Here is a 19,979-nt window from a genome sequence, read left to right on the forward strand (position 1 = left end):
TAGAGATGAGGAACAATTATAGTTCCGCAGTCAGCTAATGCAAAATTAGTCTTCGCGCAGCAAATCGTTCAAGCTGGTTTTAGCGCGTGTTTTAGCATCAACTTTTTTCACGATGATTGCAGCATACAGGCTGTAAGTACCGCATTTAGAAGGCAGGCTGCCTGAAACAACCACAGAGCCTGCTGGTACGCGGCCATAATGAACTTCACCAGTTGCGCGGTCATAAATTTTAGTTGATTGACCGATGAACACGCCCATAGAAATCACAGAGCCTTCTTCAACAATCACGCCTTCAACAATTTCAGAACGCGCGCCGATGAAGCAGTTGTCTTCAATAATGGTTGGGTTGGCTTGAAGCGGCTCAAGAACACCGCCAATACCTACGCCGCCAGAAAGGTGAACGTTTTTACCGATTTGAGCGCATGAACCAACAGTTGCCCATGTGTCAACCATTGTGCCTTCATCAACATAAGCGCCGATGTTCACATAAGAAGGCATCAGTACAACGTTTTTCGCCTGGAAAGAACCTTTGCGCGCAACAGCAGGCGGCACTACACGTACGCCAGCAGCTTTAAACTGTTCTTCAGTCCAATCAGCAAATTTAGTATCCACTTTGTCATAAAAACGAAGATCGCCAGCTTCCATTGGCTTGTTGTCGTTTAACTTGAATGACAACAAAACTGCTTTCTTAACCCATTGGTGAACAATCCATTCACCATCAATTTTTTCAGCAACGCGCAATGAGCCATTATCAAGGCCAGCAATAACTTCTTCAACTGCTTGACGGATTTCAGCTGAGCAGTCCGCTGCTGTGAAATTCGCACGGTCTTCAAAGGCTTGTTCAATGATTGTTGAAAGCTGAGACATGTTCTTCCATCCAGAAAAAAATTTTCCAAGATTTTACACTAAATTGGGTTCAAAATAGATGGAAAATAAACAATAGATCGGAATTTATTATTAAAGTAAGAGAAAATAAGCTGAATTGATGAGTCGAGTTCAAAAATAGGGCTGATTTTTTTTAGCAATCAACATGAAAGCTCAATTTGTATCAAAAAATAACAAAAACTAAGCAAATTTTGAATAAAACGTGATCGGCAAGTGCTTTATATTCCTCTCATACGCAGCGAACCATGCAAATGAACCAATAATTTTTAAAAGTTTGTATTTGAGGAGAAAACACAATGAAAGCTCTACGTACAGTTTTAGCCGTGTCTTTACTGGCAACAGCTGGCACAGCAATGGCAGATACATCAGTTGTACATGATGGCTATGCATTTGATCAAAACCAATTGATTCCGTCTGGTGCCCGCCTTGAGGTCGGTACTACAGGTTATGGCGGCGCGTTGCTTTGGACTGCAAACCCTTATGTTGGCCTTGCACTTGGCTATAATGGCGGTGATATTTCATGGAATGATGATTTATCGATTGACGGAACTAAATACGATGTTGATATGGAAAACAACAATGTCTATTTAAATGCTGAACTTCGTCCATGGGGGGCAAGCACTAACCGTTGGGCTCAAGGCGTTTATGTTGCAGCCGGTGTTGCTTACATTGACAATGACTATGACTTAACTCAGCGTTCAAGCGATGGTGAAGTTACATTGAATGGCAATAAGTACCTATACGATGGTTCTATCAACGGGCAATTATCGTATAAAAATGATATCGCACCATATTTAGGTTTAGGCTGGGCACCAAAAATCAACAAAAACTGGGGTGTGTTTGGTGAGATTGGCGCTTACTACACTGGAAACCCAGATGTGCAATTGGATAAAGACGGTAAGTTTATTGGCTTGAACGGCAATGCAACTGCAGATTTACGTGCAGAAGAGCAAAAAATCCGTGAAGATGATAAATATCAATGGATGCCAGTAGGTAAAGTCGGCGTAAGCTACCACTGGTAATTGATTCTACATATTAAGAAAAACGGGCTTCGGCCCGTTTTTTATTTGATGCATTGGAATTTAAAACTCAAAATGAATGGCCGATTTTAAGCCCATAAACCCAAGCCTCTTTGTTTTCTAAGGTGGATAACGAGGTGACTGTAATACTGTTTTTATCAGGCTTAGACGGACGGAACCGGAAATAATAAATACCGCCAGAAAGGTATGTTTTAGATGAAAAATTGTGTCTGAATCCGGGGCCAATACTGTTATAGCCATCTGCGGGATTGACTGTTGAAGAGGGATTTTGGCTGCCGGAATCCCATGCAGTTTCTAAGCTGGCGTACCACTGTTCATTAACCTGATGTGCTATGCCTAGTTTGGCTGACCATTGATCGGCTTTATAATCTACAAGATTAAACTCTGCTAAGGCTGGGACTAAATAAATATAAGGGTCAATAACCTGAGAAAAGCCATCGGGCTGAATTTTAAAATCTTTCCAATTCACCCAGCGGATTGTGCCAAAAATCAGGTTGGATGCACTCACTGGACTCATAAAATCAAACGTGACAGATTGGGGTGTTTCTATTTTTGTAGAATTTTCAAAATAGCCATTATCTGGCGTATTTTCCAGCGCTTGCACTTTATGCTTGATTTTGGAACGGTAGGTGAGGCTGGTGCGCAAAGCCATTTCCGGAATTTGGTAGCTGAGGCCTGCAAGCCATCCGAGCGCGTAGTCTTTTTTTAACTGCACTTGATAGCCATTAAAAAAATAATAGCTTTGTCCGAAAAGGCTTAAGTCTCCTTCAAAACTCTGCTGTGCTAAGCCTGCGTAAATATTCCACCGGCTGTTGGGCTGAAAACCAGCTAAAGCTGTGATGTTTTGAGTTTTTAGGTGAATATCGACGGCTTCCAGCTGTTCATAGCCGAGAATGGATTTTGGCCGATAATCATAGTTTACTTTAATTCCAAAAGGCTGATCAAAAATCAATCCCGCAGAAAATTTAGGGTGCAGCTGCAGTTTGAGAGCGGCTTGAATAAAGACAGAATCTTCAACTAAATTTCCTGTTGAAAAATCAGTGATTCCCAGAGATTCAGACAATTGCTCCCGATTTGCATTTTCACCGCTAACATTGCCTTGGATTTGCCCCAAACTGAATTCGGTATAATTGCCGGTTTCAAAAAAAGATTGAATATTTTGACCTGACCGTTCTAAAGCTGCGGCATGGCCAGGCAGGGAAAGGCATAATGGAATTATTGCAATGAGGCTTGCCGATTTCATGGGTGTTTGGGCCTGAAATAGTTTTTCTTTTGTATGGCCTATTATGCAAGTATTTAAATCAAAGTAAGAGAAATAAAGGAGACTTATGTCTCCTTTTTATTTCTTTTTTATGTCAGTCGTCGGGATAAGCGACTTTTTTCAGCGCTTTAATATCTGCATCGGGTGAGCACAAAGAGATAAATTCATAGCCATAGCCGCGCAGAAGATGACCTTTTCGAACTGCAATCCATGTCGTATTCACGCCAAAAATATCAGTTGGAATTTGTTTTAGACGGTAATCGCGTTCTGCATCGTAAGCGACATTATTGACAATGCCGACCCCCATGTTGAGTTCAACATACGTTTTAATGACATCGGCATCCAGTGCAGACATCACAATATCCACATCAAATCCAGCCTCTTCAAATGCCGTATCAATTTTTGAACGGCCTGTGAAACCGCCATGATAGGTAATGATGGGGTAGTGCGATAAATCTTCAATCGTGATGTTGTTATTGCTGGCCAGCGGGTGATTCTGCGGAGTCAGAATGCTGTGCTGCCAATTATAAAACGGTACGCTGGCAAGGTTGTCTTCTGTGGTTAAAGATTCTGTTGCAATGCCAATATCGGCTTCGCCTTGAAGCAGCATTTCTGTAATTTCTACTGGACTGGCCTGCTGCAGAATCAGATGGACTTTAGGAAATTCTTTTTTGAATTTATTGACGATTGGCGGCAAAACATAACGCGCTTGGGTATGTGTAGTCGCAATTGTCAGGGTGCCTTCATCCACTTTGTTAAAATCGTCGGCCAAGCGCTTAATATTTTCTGCGTCGACCAGCATGCGCTCTACAATGCCGAGCAGCGATTGCCCCGGCTCAGTTAAGCCGAGTAAGCGTTTACCTTTACGGATAAACAGCTGCACGCCTAATTCGTCTTCTAAATCTTTAATATGCTTGCTGACCCCGGATTGAGAGGTGTACAGCGCAGCAGAAGCCTCTGTCAAATTAAAGTTCTGTCTAACGGTTTCTCTAATAATTCTTAATTGTTGGAAATTCATATTCCTGCATACCTCAAAATTGATGGGGCGCAATGCCCCATCATAAAGCCTTAAGCGACTTGGTTTTCAAATAAATGTAAAGCAGATGCACTGAGCCATACCGTTTGATTCGGGCGGAATTGGTGCAGTTTTGCTTCATCGGGTGTCAGTGATATTTCAATCAGATTGCCTTGACGGTCATGCAGTTCTGCCAATACTTTACCTGCAATCCAAATTTCACGCAGGAAGGTGGCTTGAATGGCATTGTCCTGCGGCTGCGCATGAATGCGAAGTTCATTTGGCCGGGCAAAAGCAATCACAGGGCCTTGCGGCGCATTTGGCGCCTGCGGCAATTGAATGCGGTCTTCGCCAATTTGAATAATGCCGTTGCTGTTTTGGCCCTCAAAACGGTTAGCTTGACCTAAGAAATCAAATACAAACGGTGTTGCCGGTTTCTCATAGACTTCACGCGGTGAACCGATTTGTTCCACATTGCCTTTATTCATGACAATAATTTGGTCAGCCACTTCCAGCGCTTCTTCCTGATCATGCGTGACAAAAATGGAGGTGATGTGCAGTTCATCATGCAAGGTGCGCAGCCAGCGGCGCAGTTCTTTACGCACTTTGGCATCTAATGCGCCGAATGGCTCATCCAGCAGCAGCACGCGCGGCTCAACAGCCAGTGCACGGGCAAGCGCAATACGCTGGCGCTGGCCGCCAGACAGCTGCGCAGGGAAGCGGTCTGCCAAAAAGCCAAGCTGCACTAAATCCAGCAGGCGGGTTACGCGCTTTTTGATTTCAGATTCATTCGGGCGTGTAGCGCGCGGGCGGACGCGCAGGCCAAACGCAATGTTGTCATATACCGTCATGTGGCGGAAAAGAGCATAGTGCTGAAATACAAAGCCTACTTCGCGTTCACGGACATGAACATTGGTTGCGTCTTCGCCTTCCAGAATAACCTTACCGCCATCTGCCGATTCTAAGCCGGCAATAATGCGCAGCAAAGTTGTTTTACCGCAGCCGGATGGCCCAAGCAAAGCCACCAATTGGCCATCTGGAAAATCTAAAGAGATATTTTTCAGCGCATGGAATGCACCAAAGTGTTTTTCAATATTTTTTACTTGAATACTCATGAGGTCATTCCTTAAGAAGCTGTTGAATCTTCATTGCGCTTGTCCTGTTTCTCTTGGCGGATTTCAACCCACGATTTTAAAATCAGGGTGACAATTGCCAGCAATGCCAAGAGGGATGAAACAGCAAAGGCGGCGCTGAAAGTATATTCGTTATAGAGAATTTCGACGTGCAGCGGCAGGGTATTGGTTTCACCGCGGATGTGGCCAGAAACCACAGAAACCGCACCGAATTCACCCATTGCGCGCGCATTACACAGAATTACGCCGTAAATTAAGCCCCATTTGATATTTGGCAGGGTGACTTTCCAAAAGGTCTGCCAGCCATTGGCGCCGAGGACAATTGCCGCTTCTTCCTCTTCCGTACCTTGCGCCTCCATTAAAGGGATCAGCTCGCGGGCAACAAAAGGTACAGTAATAAAGATTGTCGCCAGCACAATTGCAGGGACTGCATAAAGGATTTTAATATCATGATCCATCAGCCAATTGCCCATCCAGCCTTGTGTGCCAAAAATCAGCACAAGCATTAGGCCGGCAATGACTGGCGAGACTGAAAACGGCATATCAATAATTGTCGTTAAAATTGATTTGCCGCGGAAGTTGAACTTCGCAACAGTCCAAGCCGCCGCTACGCCAAAAACTACATTCAGCGGCACAGCAATGACGGCTGTCAATAAGGTCAATTTGACAGCAGAGAGTGTGTCCGGATGCACCAAGGCTTGAAAATAGACGCCTACACCTTGTTTAAAGGCTTCTACAAACACCAGCACTAAAGGCAGCATTAAGCAACTGACGAAAAAAATCAATGCAATGGTAATTAATGCAATGCGCACGGCAGCAGGTTCACGGGTTGCGTCACGTGACTGCAGCTTTTTCGCTAATTCGTTGCTGTTTACGTTCATCGCGCGGTTCTCCCTGTGCGTCGGCTTGCCCATGCTTGCACTAAGTTAATGGCAAACAGAATAGCAAATGAAATCACCAGCATGACCACAGCAATAGTGGTTGCGCCCGCATAGTCATATTCTTCTAAACGAGAAATAATCATCAAAGGTGCAATTTCAGTTTTAAAGGGCTGGTTGCCGGCAATAAAAATGACCGAGCCATATTCGCCGACGCCGCGTGCAAATGCCAATGCAAAGCCGGTAATTAATGCTGGAAATAAAATCGGCAGAATGACTTTAGTGACAATTTGAAAGCGGTTCGCGCCTAAAGCAGAAGCGGCTTCTTCCAGTTCGGTTTCTAAGTCGCTTAGTACGGGCTGTACCGTACGCACCACAAACGGAATGCCAATAAAGATCAGCGCCAATGTAATCCCGATAGGGGTATATGCGACTTTAATGCCGATGGGTTCTAAATACTGACCAATCCAGCCTGTAGGCGCATACAGGGATGTCAATGCAATGCCGGCAACAGCTGTTGGCAGGGCAAAAGGCAAATCGACCAAGGCATCAATTATTCGTTTGCCAGGAAAGGTATAGCGCACAAGGCACCATGCCAGCAACAGGCCAAAAACGACATTGACCAGCGCGGCAATAATTGCTGTGCTGAAGCTTAATTGAAGGGATTTTAAAATTCGCTCAGAACTTAAAATTTCCCATAAACCATCCCAGCCTATACCCAGCGATTTAATAAAAACCGCAGATAAAGGAATCAGCACGATTAATGACAAATACGCAAGGGTAAAGCCTAAAGACAGACCAAATCCTGGCAGCACTCGGGACCGCTGCGACATGACTACTCCTCAAAAAGAGAAAATTGACTGAAATCAGTCAATAAAAAACAAAATGTAAAATTCGGTTCAAGCATAAGTTGCAGTGATTAAATTGCAAATTTAAATAAATACTTGTACTCATCAGGAATGTTGATATGCGGCATAGTTTTTTCTGAAATCAAATAATTGAAAATCTCAGGAAAAGGGCCATGCCCTGATGCCACATTAATATGACCTGCTGAACCTGCGTTGATCGGTTTGAGTTTCCATGACTTCGCCAAAAGCTGCGCGTCATCAAAGGCCAGCCAAGGATCATTTTCACTGATGATCATTGTGGCAGGCACATGAATTTTAAGCTGATGGAAATAGGCGGCATAGTCATTTTGACTGTCGCGGGCAAAGCCCGCGTCCCCAAAACGGGCAGGGTTTGCCGGAGCAACCAAAATCAATTTTTTGATTCTGCTGTTGAGCTCCGGATGCTCCGCCAGCGCTGCAACCGCGGTTAAGCAGCCAAAGCTGTGCGCCACAATTTGGATATCATCCTGAATAGGGGCTACAGTTTTGACAAACTGCGAAATCCAATGGTTCAGTACAGGATGGTTCCAGTCTTCTTGCTGAACGCGGGAGCAGGACATGAGCTGGCGCTGCAGCCAAGACTGCCAGTGATGCTGTTCACTGCCGCCCACACCTGGAACGATTACGGTATGCGTCATGTCAATACTCCTGATTCAGTCAAGCGGAAATTACTTCGCGCTGTTAGACTTTACAATTTGGTCAAAGATACCGCCATTTTCAAAGTGCGCTTTTTGTACTTTGTTCCAGCCGCCAAATTCTTGATCTATCGTTACCAGTTTCAATGGTTTGAAGGTTTTTCCATATTGCGCCAATGTTTTGGCATCGCGCGGACGGTAGAAGTTTTGCGCTGCTATCTGCTGGCCGCGTGGAGAATACAGGAAGTTTAAATAGCCTTTGGCTAAGTAAAGATTGCCTTTCTTCTCTGCATTTTTTTCCACAATGGCGACAGGCGGTTCAGCCAAAATAGACAGAGACGGGGTTACAATTTCAAACTTGCCCGGCTGCTCACGAATGGCGAGATACGCTTCATTTTCCCAAGCCAGCAAGACATCGCCTATGCCGCGTTCAGCAAAAGTGGTCGTTGCGCCGCGTGCGCCAGAGTCCAGCACTTTGGTGTTTTTATAGATTTTGCGCACAAACTCTTGCGCTTTCGCATCATTGCCGCCCGCTTGGTGTTTAGCCCAAGCCCATGCGGCTAAGTAGTTCCAGCGCGCGCCGCCTGAAGTTTTAGGATTTGGGGTGATGATGCCGACACCGGGTTTTACTAAATCGCCCCAATCTTTAATGTGCTTCGGGTTGCCTTTGCGTACTAAAAACACAATTGTTGAGGTATATGGCGTAGAGTTATTCGGCAGTTTCTTTTGCCAGTCCGCAGGAAGCAGTTTCGCTTTTTCAGCAATTACATCAATGTCCGCGGCTAAAGCCAGCGTAACCACATCTGCATCCAAGCCATCAATGACTGAGCGGGCTTGCTTGCCGGAACCGCCATGTGACTGTTTAAAATTGATTTTTTGTCCTGTACGGCTTTCCCAGTATTTACTGAAATCCTTATTCACATTTTCATACAGTTCACGGGTTGGATCGTATGATACGTTCAGGAAATCTTTGGCTGCAGCGCCTAAAGAAATAGTGGATACAACTGCGGCCAAAACTCCAAGTTTCAACTTTGCTGAAATGCTCATAAGGACCTCAAAATTCTAAATGTTTTGTAACATGAGTGCAGAATAACGCCATTCTTTATGCATAAAAAATAATTAAAAACGAATTTTATATGAATAAAAGAGATAAGTTGATTCTGATGAGCACTTGATGTATCGGCTATAGCGCTATAGCCGATATATCGATTCAATTTTGTTCTATAGTTGTGTTTATTTCGCGCTGTTGGCTTTCACGATTTGGTCAAACACGCCGTTATTGTCAAAGTGCTTGCTCTGTACTTTTGTCCAGCCGCCGAATTCTTTATCAATGGTAATTAATTTAAGCGGTTTGAATACGGATTTGTATTTTGCGGCAACTGCTGCATTGCGCGGACGGTAGAAGTTGTTGGCTGCGACAGTTTGACCTGCTGGAGAATATAAATAATTCAAATAGGCCTTTGCGATATTTTCATTGCCGTTCTTTTTGGCATTTTTTTCGACAACTGCGACAGGCGGTTCAGCCAGAATAGATAAAGACGGAGTGATAATTTCAAATTTTCCCGGCTGTTCGCGCACGGCCAAAAATGCTTCATTTTCCCACGCCAGCAAGACATCGCCTATGCCGCGTTCAGCAAACGTCGTTGTTGCGCCGCGTGCGCCAGAATCCAGCACTTTGGTCTGTTTATAAATTTGACGGACAAATTCTTGCGCTTTTGCATCGTTGCCGCCAGCTTGGTGTTTTGCCCAAGCCCATGCGGCTAAATAGTTCCAGCGTGCGCCGCCCGATGTTTTCGGGTTTGGCGTAATGATTTCTACACCCGGTTTTACTAAATCGCCCCAATCCTTAATGCCTTTCGGATTTCCTTTACGCACCAAAAATACAATGGTTGATGTGTAAGGTGTTGAGTTCTGAGGAAATTTCTTTTGCCAGTCTTTAGGCAACAGGCCTCTTTCAGCAATCTCATCAATATCTGCCGCCAAGGCTAAAGTCACTACATCGGCGCCAAGGCCATCAATGACTGAGCGGGCTTGCTTGCCGGAGCCGCCGTGCGATTGTTTGAAATTGATGTCTTGTCCCGTGCTTTTTTTCCAGTACGCGCTGAATTCTTTATTGAAGTTGTCATACAATTCGCGTGTTGGATCGTATGAAACATTTAAGAAATCTTTAGCCAGTGCGCTGAATGATGTCGCTGAAATAAGCGCGGCCAGTACCCCGATTTTTAATGAACGCATTTTAATATCCTTTAACTTTGATTTATTCGTGTTTACTAACAAAGCGAAGAATATCTGCAAGTTTTATGTATAAAAAATAATAAGAAACGAATTTGATATGAATAAAAAAGCTATGTCAGAAAAGACTGGGAATTGCAGCCAACTCTTCTTAAACTAGGCCATCATTTACAGGACGCCCGCTATGCTATGTTTTAAAAATGGTCAGCGAATTGCAGAAGTTTCATTGACTGACCGGGCATTTCATTATGGAGACGGATGCTTTACAACAGCGCGTCTGCGCAATGGCAGGATTGAGCTGCATGATTTGCATCTTGCACGTTTGAATAATGCCAATGAGCGCTTGTATTTGCAGGCGGATTTAAAACTCATTGCGCAAACACTTGGTGAAATCCACCAATTCGAGGCCGCAGCTTCAGGCACAGTAAAAATTATTCTGAGCCGGGGAGACGGCCAGCGCGGCTACAGCCTTCCGGATCATCCCGCAGATGTGTGGGTCTTTTACTACCCTCAAGCTGTTGCTGACTTTAAATACAGTATTGCAGACAGCGGCATATTGGAGCAGGCAATCGGCTTAACTATGCCGAATTTGGCAGGCTTAAAGTCTCTGAACCGTATAGAGCAGGTGATGCTGAAGCATGAGGCCGATCAAAAGGGATGGGCGGAAGCGCTGGTTATGGATGTGCAGGGGCTAATTGTTGAAGGTGTGAGCAGTAATTGTTTTATTCGAATAAACGATACATGGATTACGCCTGAACTTCGCTATAATGGCGTGCATGGCGTAATGCGCGCTGAGATTCTTTCGCGGATGCAATCGCATGGAGTCCAATGTGTGCAGCGAAATGTTGATCTGGATGAAATCCCTGCTTTGCAAAGTGTATTTTTCTGCAATGCACTGAATCCAATGAAAATTGCATCCAGCCTCAATGGTGCTGCACTTAATGTGCAGGCCTGTACCGAACTGTTTAAAACCTTAAAACTTAATCAAATCCGCTAAAATTATGTCATCAGTCAAGTCTAAATCTAAAAAGAAAAAGTCTCAGCCGCAAAAACCGCCGAAAGCTGTATGGCTGACGGTGCTGTCTTTCGCCATCATTATCTGCGTTGTTTTATGGTCCAGCCTATTTAAAGATTATCCGGTTGAAGGCAAGAAGCAAATGCTGGCGATTGGTGAAGGCGACACATATTCAGGCTTTATTGACCGTTTAGCCAAAGAGGATAAAGTCAATTTTCCGGTGGTGCTGAAGCTGTATCAAAAGCTGATGATTCATGACACCTTGAAAGCGGGTGTATATGAAGTGCGCCAAGGCATGAGTATCCGTGAAGTCATGGTGATGATTTCGAATATTGACAATGCGCAAATGAACCGTATTCTGGTGATTGAAGGCACCACGTTTAAACAGCTGATTGATGCGTTGAAACGTGATCCGCTGGTCACGCATGACATCAGCAATTTGCCTTATGAACAAATTTTAAAAGCCTTAGAGATTCCTTACAGCCATCCTGAAGGCTTATTTGCGCCGGATACCTATTTCTTTGCGAAAGGCGAATCGGATAAGAAAATTTTAAAAGATTTGTATATCCGGCAAATGAAAGCGCTGGATCAGGCATGGGAAAAACGTGCACAAGGTTTACCATATCAGGATAAATACGAAGCGCTGATCATGGCGTCGATTGTGGAAAAAGAAACCAGCCTAGACAGTGAATTAGAGCAAGTATCTGGTGTGTTTGTGCGCCGCCTGCAGCAAGGCATGCGTTTGCAGACTGATCCGACGGTCATTTACGGCATGGGGAGTAAATATACTGGCAATATTACCCGTCAGGATTTACGCACGCCCACACCATACAACACATATACCATGAGTGGCCTGCCGCCGACTCCAATTGCTTTGCCAAGTAAAAAAGCCATTGAAGCTGCAATGCATCCGGATAGCTCAAATAACATTTATTTTGTGGCGACAGGCAATGGCGGCCATAAATTTACTGCCAATCTGCAGGAGCATAACCGTGCTGTGCAAGAATACTTGGCGGTTATACGTTCAAAAAATTAAGGAGTGAGCATGTTTATCAGTTTTGAAGGCACTGAAGGGGTTGGCAAAACCACGCTCATCCGTAAAATTTATGATCATCTGACCGCGCAGGGGCGCGAAGTGGTGCTGACGCGCGAACCAGGCGGAACGCCGATGGCAGAGCAGATCCGTTCATTGCTGCTGTCTGTGAATCATGAAGAGCAAATGAGCAATGATACTGAGCTGCTGCTAATGTATGCAGCCCGTGCGCAGCATTTAGAACAAGTGATTCTGCCTGCGCTGCAAGCCGGTCAAATTGTATTGTGTGACCGTTTCACTGATGCCAGCTTTGCCTATCAATGTGCAGGCCGGGGCTTAAGTGAAGCCAAACTGCAAGTGCTGAATGATAGCTTTGTCAGCCGGATGCCGGATTTTACTTTTTGGCTTGATGCCCCGATTGAATTAGGCATGAACCGTGCCCGCGCACGCGGCGCATTGGACCGTTTTGAACAAGAGAAAGTCACTTTCTTTGAGAAAGTCCGTATGGGCTACCAAACACTCTCAGAGCGACATCCTGAACGCATGAAGCGTTTAGATGCATCACAAGCGCCGGAGCAGGTCTTGACGCAAGCGCTGCAGTATTTGGACTCTGTCTAAAATGCCATAGCTTTCTTTGCGCAACTCATTTACAAGATCATGCATAGCAAAAGTTATGGATGATCTTTTTTTATGAGAAGCAGCAAACAGGACATTATTGATTTTTTAAAGCGCGATTTTGCACCGAGTCTAGCGAATTGTGAAATAGAAGAGGTAACTGAAAAGGGAGCTTCTTTGGTCTGGCGTGTCGGGGTAAATGATTTGCGCCCAGGCAATACAATTTCAGGGCCAACAATCATGACACTGGCTGACTTTGCCATGTATGCCGCTATTTTGGGGGAAATAGGCATAGTGGGCTTAGCCGTCACCACCAATATGAATATCAATTTCCTGCGCAAACCCTCAGCTGATCAAAACCTAAGAGGCATTTGCAAGCTGATCAAAGTCGGCAAGGCGTTGATTGTTGCAGAGGTTTGGATTTATTCGGTCGATCAAATGGATGAACCTGTAGCGCATGTGACAGGAACTTATTCTATTCCACCGAAAAATCAAAAATGAACAGCTGATGCCGTGAAATAGTGCTTTAAGCGACAAAAAAGCATTAAAGAAAATATATCTTTGACTGCATACATCATCTGGATAATTAAAAAAGAAACATTGCCTTATAGCAATGTCTCTTAAAATAAGCCAATTAATGGATTGATGATGGAAAATCAAACGATTGATATTAAGTATTCACTAATGGCGTCTGTACTTGAAAGTTCGGCGGCGTGAGTACTGTTTTGCGTAATTCTGGGCTTAATTCTGGATAGTCCAAGGTGTAATGCAAGCCGCGGGATTCTTTACGTTCCATCGCGCAGCGCACAATCATTTCAGACACTAGAACCAAGTTGCGAAGTTCAATCAAGTTTTTACTGACTTGATAGTCCTGATAATATTCGGTGATTTCGCGCTTGAGCATTTCAATACGGTGTAAAGCGCGCTGCAGGCGTTTCGTGGTGCGGACAATACCGACATAGTTCCACATGGTTTGGCGCAGCTCATCCCAGTTTTGCAAAATCACCACATCTTCATCAGGGTTGGTGACTTGAGAATCATCCCACACAGGCACTTTAGGCGATGCATATTCTGCCTGCAGGCCAGCTTCAATATGCTTGGCCGCTGCCATGCCGTACACGAAGCATTCTAAAAGCGAGTTGCTTGCCATGCGGTTTGCGCCGTGCAAACCTGTATAAGAAGTTTCACCAATGGCATACAAGCCTGAAATATCTGTTTCGCTATTTTCATCAACAACCACACCGCCGCAGGTGTAATGCGCCGCTGGAACAACCGGAATCATTTCTTGGGTAATGTCGATACCCAATTCAAGTAAGCGTTCATACAGCGTCGGGAAATGCTCTTTCACAAATTCAGCAGGCTGATGGGTGATATCCAGCCATACATGGCGGATGCCCAGACGTTTGATTTCATAGTCAATAGCGCGTGCGACAATATCGCGTGGCGCAAGTTCAGCACGTTCGTCAAACCGCAGCATAAACCGTTCACCATCCGGCAAGCGTAAATATGCGCCTTCACCGCGCATTGCTTCCGTAATTAAGAAAGAACGCGCTTGAGGGTGATAAAGGCAAGTTGGATGAAATTGGTTGAATTCCATATTCGCAACACGGCAGCCTGCACGGTAAGCCATAGCAATGCCGTCGCCCGTAGCAATATCCGGATTGGACGTGTATAGGTAGGCTTTCATTGCGCCGCCGCAGGCCAAAGCAGTAAAAGGCGCGAGGAAGGTATGCACTTTTTCTGTTTTTTCATCCAGCGCATAGAGGCCTAATGCGCGGTTTTCGCCATGATGGTGAAGCTTTTGCGAAGTAATCAGATCAATTGCAATATAGTTTTCAAAAATGCTGATGTTGGATTTTTCTTGAGCGCGCTGAACCAGTGTGGTGGAAATTGCGCGCCCAGTTGCATCGGCGGCGTGAATAATGCGGCGCTGAGAATGTCCGCCTTCACGCGTGAGATGGAGCTGTTCCTGCTCATCCAAAGTAAATTGCACGCCATGTTCCAGCAGGAAATCGACGGAAGGTTTGCCGCCTTCAACTGTTTGCTTCACTGCATCCCGCTCACACAAATGTGCGCCGGCAATCATTGTGTCATCAATGTGCTGTTCAATCGAATCCGTTTTGTCTAAAACCGCAGCAACACCGCCTTGCGCAAAATAAGTGCTTGCATCGGTAAGGGTCGATTTTGCTAAAACAGCAATATTGAAATGATCCGGCAGGGACAGGGCTAGGCTTAGTCCAGCGCCGCCGCTTCCTACAATGATGACATCAAAATGATGAGTTGTTTCTAAATTAGGCATTTCCATCAGCTAATTTGAAAAAAAGTTCGGTAATCACAACGCTTTTTTGATCAAAAGGCAAGAGCAAAAACGCTTTGGCTTAATGAATAATATTAATAATGCTGTAAATTTTAAGGAATGATTAAGCCACTGTTTATTAGAATATATTCAAACATATTGTAACGATGCAGTTACATGCTTTATGGTAAAACCAATCATATTTCAAAACATCAATAATTTGAGTGAATGCTTAAGATGAAAAATCAAAATATGCAAAAAGGATTATATGCTGCAGTCTTCACTGTTGCTGCTGTTCAGGCGCATGCGGCGGCTCCCGTGGATTTTTCCAATCTGGTTGAACAGGTGAGTCCAGCTGTCGTGAGCGTCAATGTGGTCAAAAAGCTGAGCCAAGAAGAGCTTTTGCAGCAGCAGGTTCCTGAAATTTTAAAACGCTTTTTCGGCAATCAGGTCATTATTCCGCAGCAGCAAATGCCGCAGGAAAAAACTGCATACGGCAGCGCATTTTTTATCAGTAAAGATGGCTATTTGCTGACGAATCATCATGTGGTTGAAGATGCCTCGAAAGTTACTATTGTTTTGAATGACCGCCGTGAAATTGATGCAACCGTTGTCGGCAGTGATGAGCGCACAGACGTAGCGTTATTGAAAGTGGCAGGCTCAGGTTTTCCTGAACTGCGTACAGGCAATGTGGGTCAGCTGAAAGTGGGTGAGCCTGTATTGGCCATCGGTTCGCCATTTGGATTTGATTACTCTGCATCTGCGGGTATTGTCAGCGCGAAAATGCGCAATATGATGGGTGAAACATCGGTGCCGTTTATCCAAACAGATGTCGCGTTGAACCCTGGAAACTCTGGTGGCCCGCTATTTAATCAGCGCGGTGAAGTGGTGGGGGTCAATTCGCGGATTTTCAGCGGTACAGGCGGTTACATGGGCTTGTCGTTCTCTATTCCTATTGATGTTGCCATGGATGTTGCGGATCAGCTGAAAAAACATGGCAAAGTCACTCGCGCCTATTTAGGTGTCAGCCTGCAGGATATTGACCGAAACTTGGCGGAATCTTATAAATTGGCGAAACCGGAAGGTTCACTCATTACTCAGGTTGCGCCTAACTCGCCTGCTGCCAAAGCGGGTTTTAAAGCGGGCGATGTGATTTTGAAATTCAATGGTACGCCGATTTCACGTACATCTGAACTTCTGAACTATTTAAACCGCGCTGTGCCAAATCAAAGCATTCAATTGGAAGTGCTGCGTGATGACAGCCGCCGCAATATTTCTGCAACGCTTGCGACAGCGCCGGATGATACCCCTGCAAAATCAGATGCAGCGCAGCAGCAAAGCAAAGGGCCAATATTGGGTGTCAGTATTCGTGATTTAAATGCAAGTGAAATTAAACAGCTGGATACCAAAGGCGGAGTATTGATTCAGGATGTGCGCCGTGGCGGCATCGCCGCTCAAGCCCGCTTAATGTCCGGCGATGCAGTAATCCAAATTAACAATAAGGCCATTAATAATACCAGTGACTTTATTGCAGCGGTTTCAGACTTGAAAAAGAATACGGTCGCCCGTGTCACCATTATCCGCGAGGGCCAGCGGGCAATTGTTGGAATGCGCATTGAATAATTAAATTCAGCTTTAGGTCAAATGAACACCGCCTTTATAGGCGGTTTTTATTTTTTGCAATTTACTGCGTGCAGAATTCCCGTAGACTGTGGGCTGCAGATTTGCCAGTTAAGAAGGGAAAATGAGCAGCATATTTGATTTGAAAATTACCGTACAGCCAGAACATATTGATGCTTTGGGCCATGTGAATAATGTGGTGTATGTCAGCTGGATGCAGGATGTTGCTACAGCGCATATAGAAGCGCTGGGGCTGGGTTTAAAGGAATATTTGGAACTGAAGCACGCCATGGTTGCGGTGGAGCATCATGTGCAATACCGGAAAGCGGCGATGGAAGGCGATGAAATTATTCTTCGGACTTGGCTGAATGACATTAATGCCCTGTATTCCTTCCGCCAATATGCATTTTACCGCCCCAAAGATAAAGCGGTCTTGTTTACAGGCAATACGCAATGGGCGTGCATAGAAATTGCGACAGGCCGCCCAAAACGCATGTCACCTACATTCACACAGGCTTACCAGCCGCTGGCGGATTCCGAAAATCCGGCAGATTTCGGCATCTATGATGCCAGTGCCGATGAATAATTTAACGGATTCAGCCGCAGCGCCATGAATGCAGGCGTGTAATTGCTAAAAGGAGTTTATTATTTTGGATACATTAAAATATCCATCTGCTATAATCCTCCGCAATTTCTAATCAGTTTTGCTGTGCATTATATATTGCATGCACAGCGCGTTTTTTTCCAAGGTAGCCCATGGCGCAAGCTAAAAAATCTGTTGATATAAAAAACATTCGTAATTTTTCGATTATTGCGCATATCGATCATGGTAAATCGACACTTGCCGACCGCTTTATTCAAATGTGCGGCGGCTTGCAGGACCGTGAAATGCAGGCTCAAGTTCTAGATTCAATGGAACTGGAGCGGGAGCGCGGCATTACGATTAAAGCAGCTTCTGTTACCTTGTACTATACGCATCCCAATGGTCAAGAATACCAGCTGAACTTCATTGATACCCCGGGGCACGTAGACTTTTCTTATGAAGTATCTCGTTCTTTAGCGGCTTGTGAAGGCGCATTGCTGGTGGTTGACGCTGCGCAAGGCGTAGAGGCGCAATCAGTTGCGAACTGCTATACCGCAATTGAACAGAATTTAGAAGTTCTTCCTGTTCTGAATAAAATTGATTTGCCTCAGGCTGAACCTGAGCGCGTTATTCATGAAATTGAAGAAATTATTGGGATTGAAGCCACGCATGCGCCAACCTGTTCTGCAAAAACAGGTTTAGGTGTAGAGTCAGTTTTAGAAACATTAGTTGATGTGATTCCAGCGCCGCAGGGTGACCGTGAAGCACCATTGCAAGCCTTAATTATTGACTCTTGGTTTGATAATTACTTGGGTGTTGTATCTTTGGTGCGCATTAAGCATGGCCGCGTGCGCAAAGGCGATAAGATGCTGGTCAAATCGACTGGTCAAACACACATCATTACTTCTGTGGGTATCTTTAATCCGAAGCACACAGAAACTGGCATATTGGAAGCCGGTGAAGTCGGTTTTGTCATTGCCGGCATTAAAGATATTTTTGGCGCGCCAGTGGGCGATACCATTACACTTGCGACGACGCCGGAAGTTGCAACTTTGCCAGGCTTTAAAAAGGTAAAACCGCAAGTCTATGCAGGTTTATTCCCGATTGATGCGAGCGATTTTGAACCCTTCCGTGAAGCGCTGCATAAACTTCAAATCAATGACTCTGCTTTGTTCTTTGAACCGGAAAGCTCAGATGCGTTAGGCTTCGGCTTCCGCTGCGGTTTCTTGGGCATGCTCCATATGGAGATCGTGCAGGAACGTTTAGAGCGTGAGTATGATTTAGACCTGATCAGCTCTGCGCCAACTGTGATCTATGAAGCTGTGATGAAAAATGGTGACACCAAATACATCGACAGCCCATCTAAAATGCCGGATGGCTCAACAGTCGAAGATTTACGTGAACCGATTGCAGAATGCAATATTCTGGTACCGCAAGAGTATCTGGGTAATGTAATGACGTTATGTGTTGAGCGTCGCGGCGTGCAGAAAGACATGAAGTTCTTGGGTAATCAAGTGGCAATTACTTTTGAGATCCCGATGGCGGAAGTCGTGATGGATTTCTTTGATAAGCTGAAATCATGCTCACGCGGCTTTGCATCACTGGATTATAACTTCGTCCGTTTTGAATCTTCATCTTTGGTTAAGGTCGATGTGCTAATTAATGGGGACAAAGTTGATGCTTTAGCCATGATTTGCCACCGCAATGATGCGCGCCACCGCGGAATCGCGCTGGTCGAGAAAATGAAAGACTTGATTCCGCGTCAAATGTTTGATGTTGCCATTCAGGCCGCGATTGGCGCGCAGATTATTGCCCGTTCAACAGTTAAGGCAATGCGTAAAAACGTATTGGCAAAATGTTATGGCGGCGACGTTTCACGTAAGAAGAAACTTTTGTCTAAGCAAAAAGAAGGCAAGAAACGCATGAAGCAAGTGGGCAGTGTTGAAATCCCGCAAGAAGCGTTCCTTGCTGTTTTGAAAGTAGATAGATAATAACTAGAGGTCATTACGCTCATGGATTTTGATTTTAATTTAATCCTTGTACCTGTTACGCTGATTTTCTTTTTGGTGTGGCTGCTGGATAAGCTTGTCTGGAAACAGCGGCAAACTAAAGGCAAGGGCAATGAAAATGTCATTATTACTTGGGCGTATGATTTCTGGCCTGTCTTGGCAGTCGTTTTAGTATTGCGTTCTTTTTTATATGAACCATTTAATATTCCTTCAGATTCTATGGTGCCAACTTTAGAAACTGGTGATTTTATTCTGGTGAATAAATTTGATTATGGCGTCCGTCTGCCAATCGTGAATAAAAAAATCATCAGTATCGGTGAGCCTGAGCGCGGTGATGTAATTGTATTTCGTTATCCGCCTCAGCCCAGCATCAGCTATATCAAGCGTGTAGTCGGCTTACCGGGTGATCACATTGTCTATGATCATGGCCAATTGACAATTAATGGCCAAAAAGTGCCTAAAGTTCCTGTAGAATTCAGCCGTGCAAAAGATGTGCAGGATACGCCAACGTCTATTTACCATAAAGAGACATTGGGTGCGCACACCTTTACCATGCGTGAACTTGAGGGCGTGAATATTGCCCGTCAAGCGCCATTTATCAATTATTTAGATAATGGTAAATATTCAAATGAAAATGGTTTATATTGGGAAGTGAAAGTTCCAGAAGGTCAATACTTCGCGATGGGGGATAATCGCGATCAGAGTGCTGACAGCCGTTTCTGGGGATTTGTGCCGGAAGAGAACTTAACGGGCCGTGCTTTCTATAAATGGATGCATAAAGAGCCTGGTTTTAAATTGCCGTCATTTAGCCGTAACGGCAAAATTGATTAATGCATGATTAG

The 19,979-nt window shown here is 44.8% G+C and carries 19 protein-coding genes; 9 read left to right on the forward strand and 10 right to left on the reverse strand.

Translation table 11 applies throughout. The features are described 5' to 3' along the window. Nucleotides 1-45: 45 nt before the first annotated feature. The gene (dapD, locus tag AZH43_RS08765; protein WP_067668785.1) at nucleotides 46-867 is read right to left on the reverse strand and encodes a 2,3,4,5-tetrahydropyridine-2,6-dicarboxylate N-succinyltransferase; all 822 of its coding nucleotides are present in this window, start codon (nucleotides 865-867) and stop codon (nucleotides 46-48) included. A 314-nt stretch (nucleotides 868-1,181) separates the two neighbouring features. Between dapD and carO the strand changes: the two genes are divergently transcribed. Further along, on the forward strand, nucleotides 1,182-1,907 hold the full coding sequence (gene carO, locus AZH43_RS08770; protein ID WP_067668788.1) for an ornithine uptake porin CarO: 726 nt from the start codon (nucleotides 1,182-1,184) through the stop codon (nucleotides 1,905-1,907). Nucleotides 1,908-1,974: 67 nt separating this feature from the next. Here carO and AZH43_RS08775 read toward each other — a convergent pair whose 3' ends face one another. The 8 genes from AZH43_RS08775 to AZH43_RS08810 all read right to left on the reverse strand — a co-directional run bounded on the left by AZH43_RS08775 (nucleotide 1,975) and on the right by AZH43_RS08810 (nucleotide 9,969). Next, the gene (locus tag AZH43_RS08775) at nucleotides 1,975-3,168 is read right to left on the reverse strand and encodes an OmpP1/FadL family transporter (RefSeq protein WP_067668789.1); all 1,194 of its coding nucleotides are present in this window, start codon (nucleotides 3,166-3,168) and stop codon (nucleotides 1,975-1,977) included. A 112-nt stretch (nucleotides 3,169-3,280) separates the two neighbouring features. Next, the gene (locus AZH43_RS08780; RefSeq protein ID WP_067668791.1) at nucleotides 3,281-4,204 is read right to left on the reverse strand and encodes a CysB family HTH-type transcriptional regulator; all 924 of its coding nucleotides are present in this window, start codon (nucleotides 4,202-4,204) and stop codon (nucleotides 3,281-3,283) included. A gap of 50 nt (nucleotides 4,205-4,254) precedes the next feature. Next, nucleotides 4,255-5,316, reverse strand: coding sequence for a sulfate/molybdate ABC transporter ATP-binding protein (locus AZH43_RS08785; RefSeq protein WP_067668793.1), 1,062 nt, complete (start codon nucleotides 5,314-5,316; stop codon nucleotides 4,255-4,257). A gap of 11 nt (nucleotides 5,317-5,327) precedes the next feature. Continuing rightward, on the reverse strand, nucleotides 5,328-6,215 hold the full coding sequence (gene cysW / locus AZH43_RS08790) for a sulfate ABC transporter permease subunit CysW (protein WP_067668795.1): 888 nt from the start codon (nucleotides 6,213-6,215) through the stop codon (nucleotides 5,328-5,330). Next, complete coding sequence (cysT, locus tag AZH43_RS08795) at nucleotides 6,212-7,045, reverse strand: sulfate ABC transporter permease subunit CysT (RefSeq protein ID WP_067668797.1); 834 nt, start codon at nucleotides 7,043-7,045, stop codon at nucleotides 6,212-6,214. The genes cysW and cysT overlap by 4 nt, the downstream gene beginning before the upstream one ends. A gap of 86 nt (nucleotides 7,046-7,131) precedes the next feature. After that, a complete protein-coding gene (locus AZH43_RS08800; protein WP_067668799.1) occupies nucleotides 7,132-7,737 on the reverse strand; it encodes an RBBP9/YdeN family alpha/beta hydrolase in 606 nt (201 codons plus the stop codon). 30 nt (nucleotides 7,738-7,767) lie between these two features. Further along, nucleotides 7,768-8,781, reverse strand: a complete 1,014-nt coding sequence (locus tag AZH43_RS08805) for a sulfate ABC transporter substrate-binding protein (protein ID WP_067668801.1) — start codon at nucleotides 8,779-8,781, stop codon at nucleotides 7,768-7,770. A gap of 186 nt (nucleotides 8,782-8,967) precedes the next feature. Next, nucleotides 8,968-9,969: a sulfate ABC transporter substrate-binding protein gene (locus tag AZH43_RS08810; RefSeq protein ID WP_067668803.1), complete on the reverse strand. Its 1,002-nt coding sequence runs from the start codon at nucleotides 9,967-9,969 to the stop codon at nucleotides 8,968-8,970. Between the two features lie 181 nt (nucleotides 9,970-10,150). Between AZH43_RS08810 and pabC the strand changes: the two genes are divergently transcribed. From pabC to AZH43_RS08830, 4 genes are all read left to right on the forward strand, one after another. After that, a complete protein-coding gene (pabC, locus tag AZH43_RS08815) occupies nucleotides 10,151-10,963 on the forward strand; it encodes an aminodeoxychorismate lyase (RefSeq protein ID WP_067668805.1) in 813 nt (270 codons plus the stop codon). A gap of 4 nt (nucleotides 10,964-10,967) precedes the next feature. After that, a complete protein-coding gene (mltG, locus tag AZH43_RS08820; protein WP_067668807.1) occupies nucleotides 10,968-12,017 on the forward strand; it encodes an endolytic transglycosylase MltG in 1,050 nt (349 codons plus the stop codon). Between the two features lie 9 nt (nucleotides 12,018-12,026). Continuing rightward, the gene (gene tmk, locus AZH43_RS08825; RefSeq protein WP_067668809.1) at nucleotides 12,027-12,632 is read left to right on the forward strand and encodes a dTMP kinase; all 606 of its coding nucleotides are present in this window, start codon (nucleotides 12,027-12,029) and stop codon (nucleotides 12,630-12,632) included. A gap of 72 nt (nucleotides 12,633-12,704) precedes the next feature. After that, nucleotides 12,705-13,130, forward strand: a complete 426-nt coding sequence (locus AZH43_RS08830; RefSeq protein ID WP_067668811.1) for a PaaI family thioesterase — start codon at nucleotides 12,705-12,707, stop codon at nucleotides 13,128-13,130. A 169-nt stretch (nucleotides 13,131-13,299) separates the two neighbouring features. On the opposite strand, the gene nadB is transcribed toward AZH43_RS08830, so the two are convergent. Beyond that, the gene (gene nadB, locus AZH43_RS08835) at nucleotides 13,300-14,934 is read right to left on the reverse strand and encodes an L-aspartate oxidase (RefSeq protein WP_067668813.1); all 1,635 of its coding nucleotides are present in this window, start codon (nucleotides 14,932-14,934) and stop codon (nucleotides 13,300-13,302) included. Between the two features lie 228 nt (nucleotides 14,935-15,162). Here nadB and AZH43_RS08840 point away from each other — a divergent pair, with 228 nt between their 5' ends. From AZH43_RS08840 to lepB, 4 genes are all read left to right on the forward strand, one after another. Continuing rightward, nucleotides 15,163-16,548 (forward strand): Do family serine endopeptidase, encoded by a 1,386-nt coding sequence (locus AZH43_RS08840; protein WP_067668815.1) that lies wholly within the window; start codon nucleotides 15,163-15,165, stop codon nucleotides 16,546-16,548. Between the two features lie 121 nt (nucleotides 16,549-16,669). Next, nucleotides 16,670-17,131 (forward strand): acyl-CoA thioesterase, encoded by a 462-nt coding sequence (locus tag AZH43_RS08845; protein WP_067668816.1) that lies wholly within the window; start codon nucleotides 16,670-16,672, stop codon nucleotides 17,129-17,131. A gap of 170 nt (nucleotides 17,132-17,301) precedes the next feature. Then, nucleotides 17,302-19,119, forward strand: coding sequence for a translation elongation factor 4 (lepA, locus tag AZH43_RS08850; protein WP_067668818.1), 1,818 nt, complete (start codon nucleotides 17,302-17,304; stop codon nucleotides 19,117-19,119). A gap of 21 nt (nucleotides 19,120-19,140) precedes the next feature. Beyond that, nucleotides 19,141-19,968 (forward strand): signal peptidase I, encoded by an 828-nt coding sequence (gene lepB, locus AZH43_RS08855; protein ID WP_067668820.1) that lies wholly within the window; start codon nucleotides 19,141-19,143, stop codon nucleotides 19,966-19,968. Nucleotides 19,969-19,979 lie beyond the last annotated feature (11 nt).

This window comes from Acinetobacter pragensis, from assembly GCF_001605895.1.
Lineage (GTDB): Bacteria > Pseudomonadota > Gammaproteobacteria > Pseudomonadales > Moraxellaceae > Acinetobacter > Acinetobacter pragensis.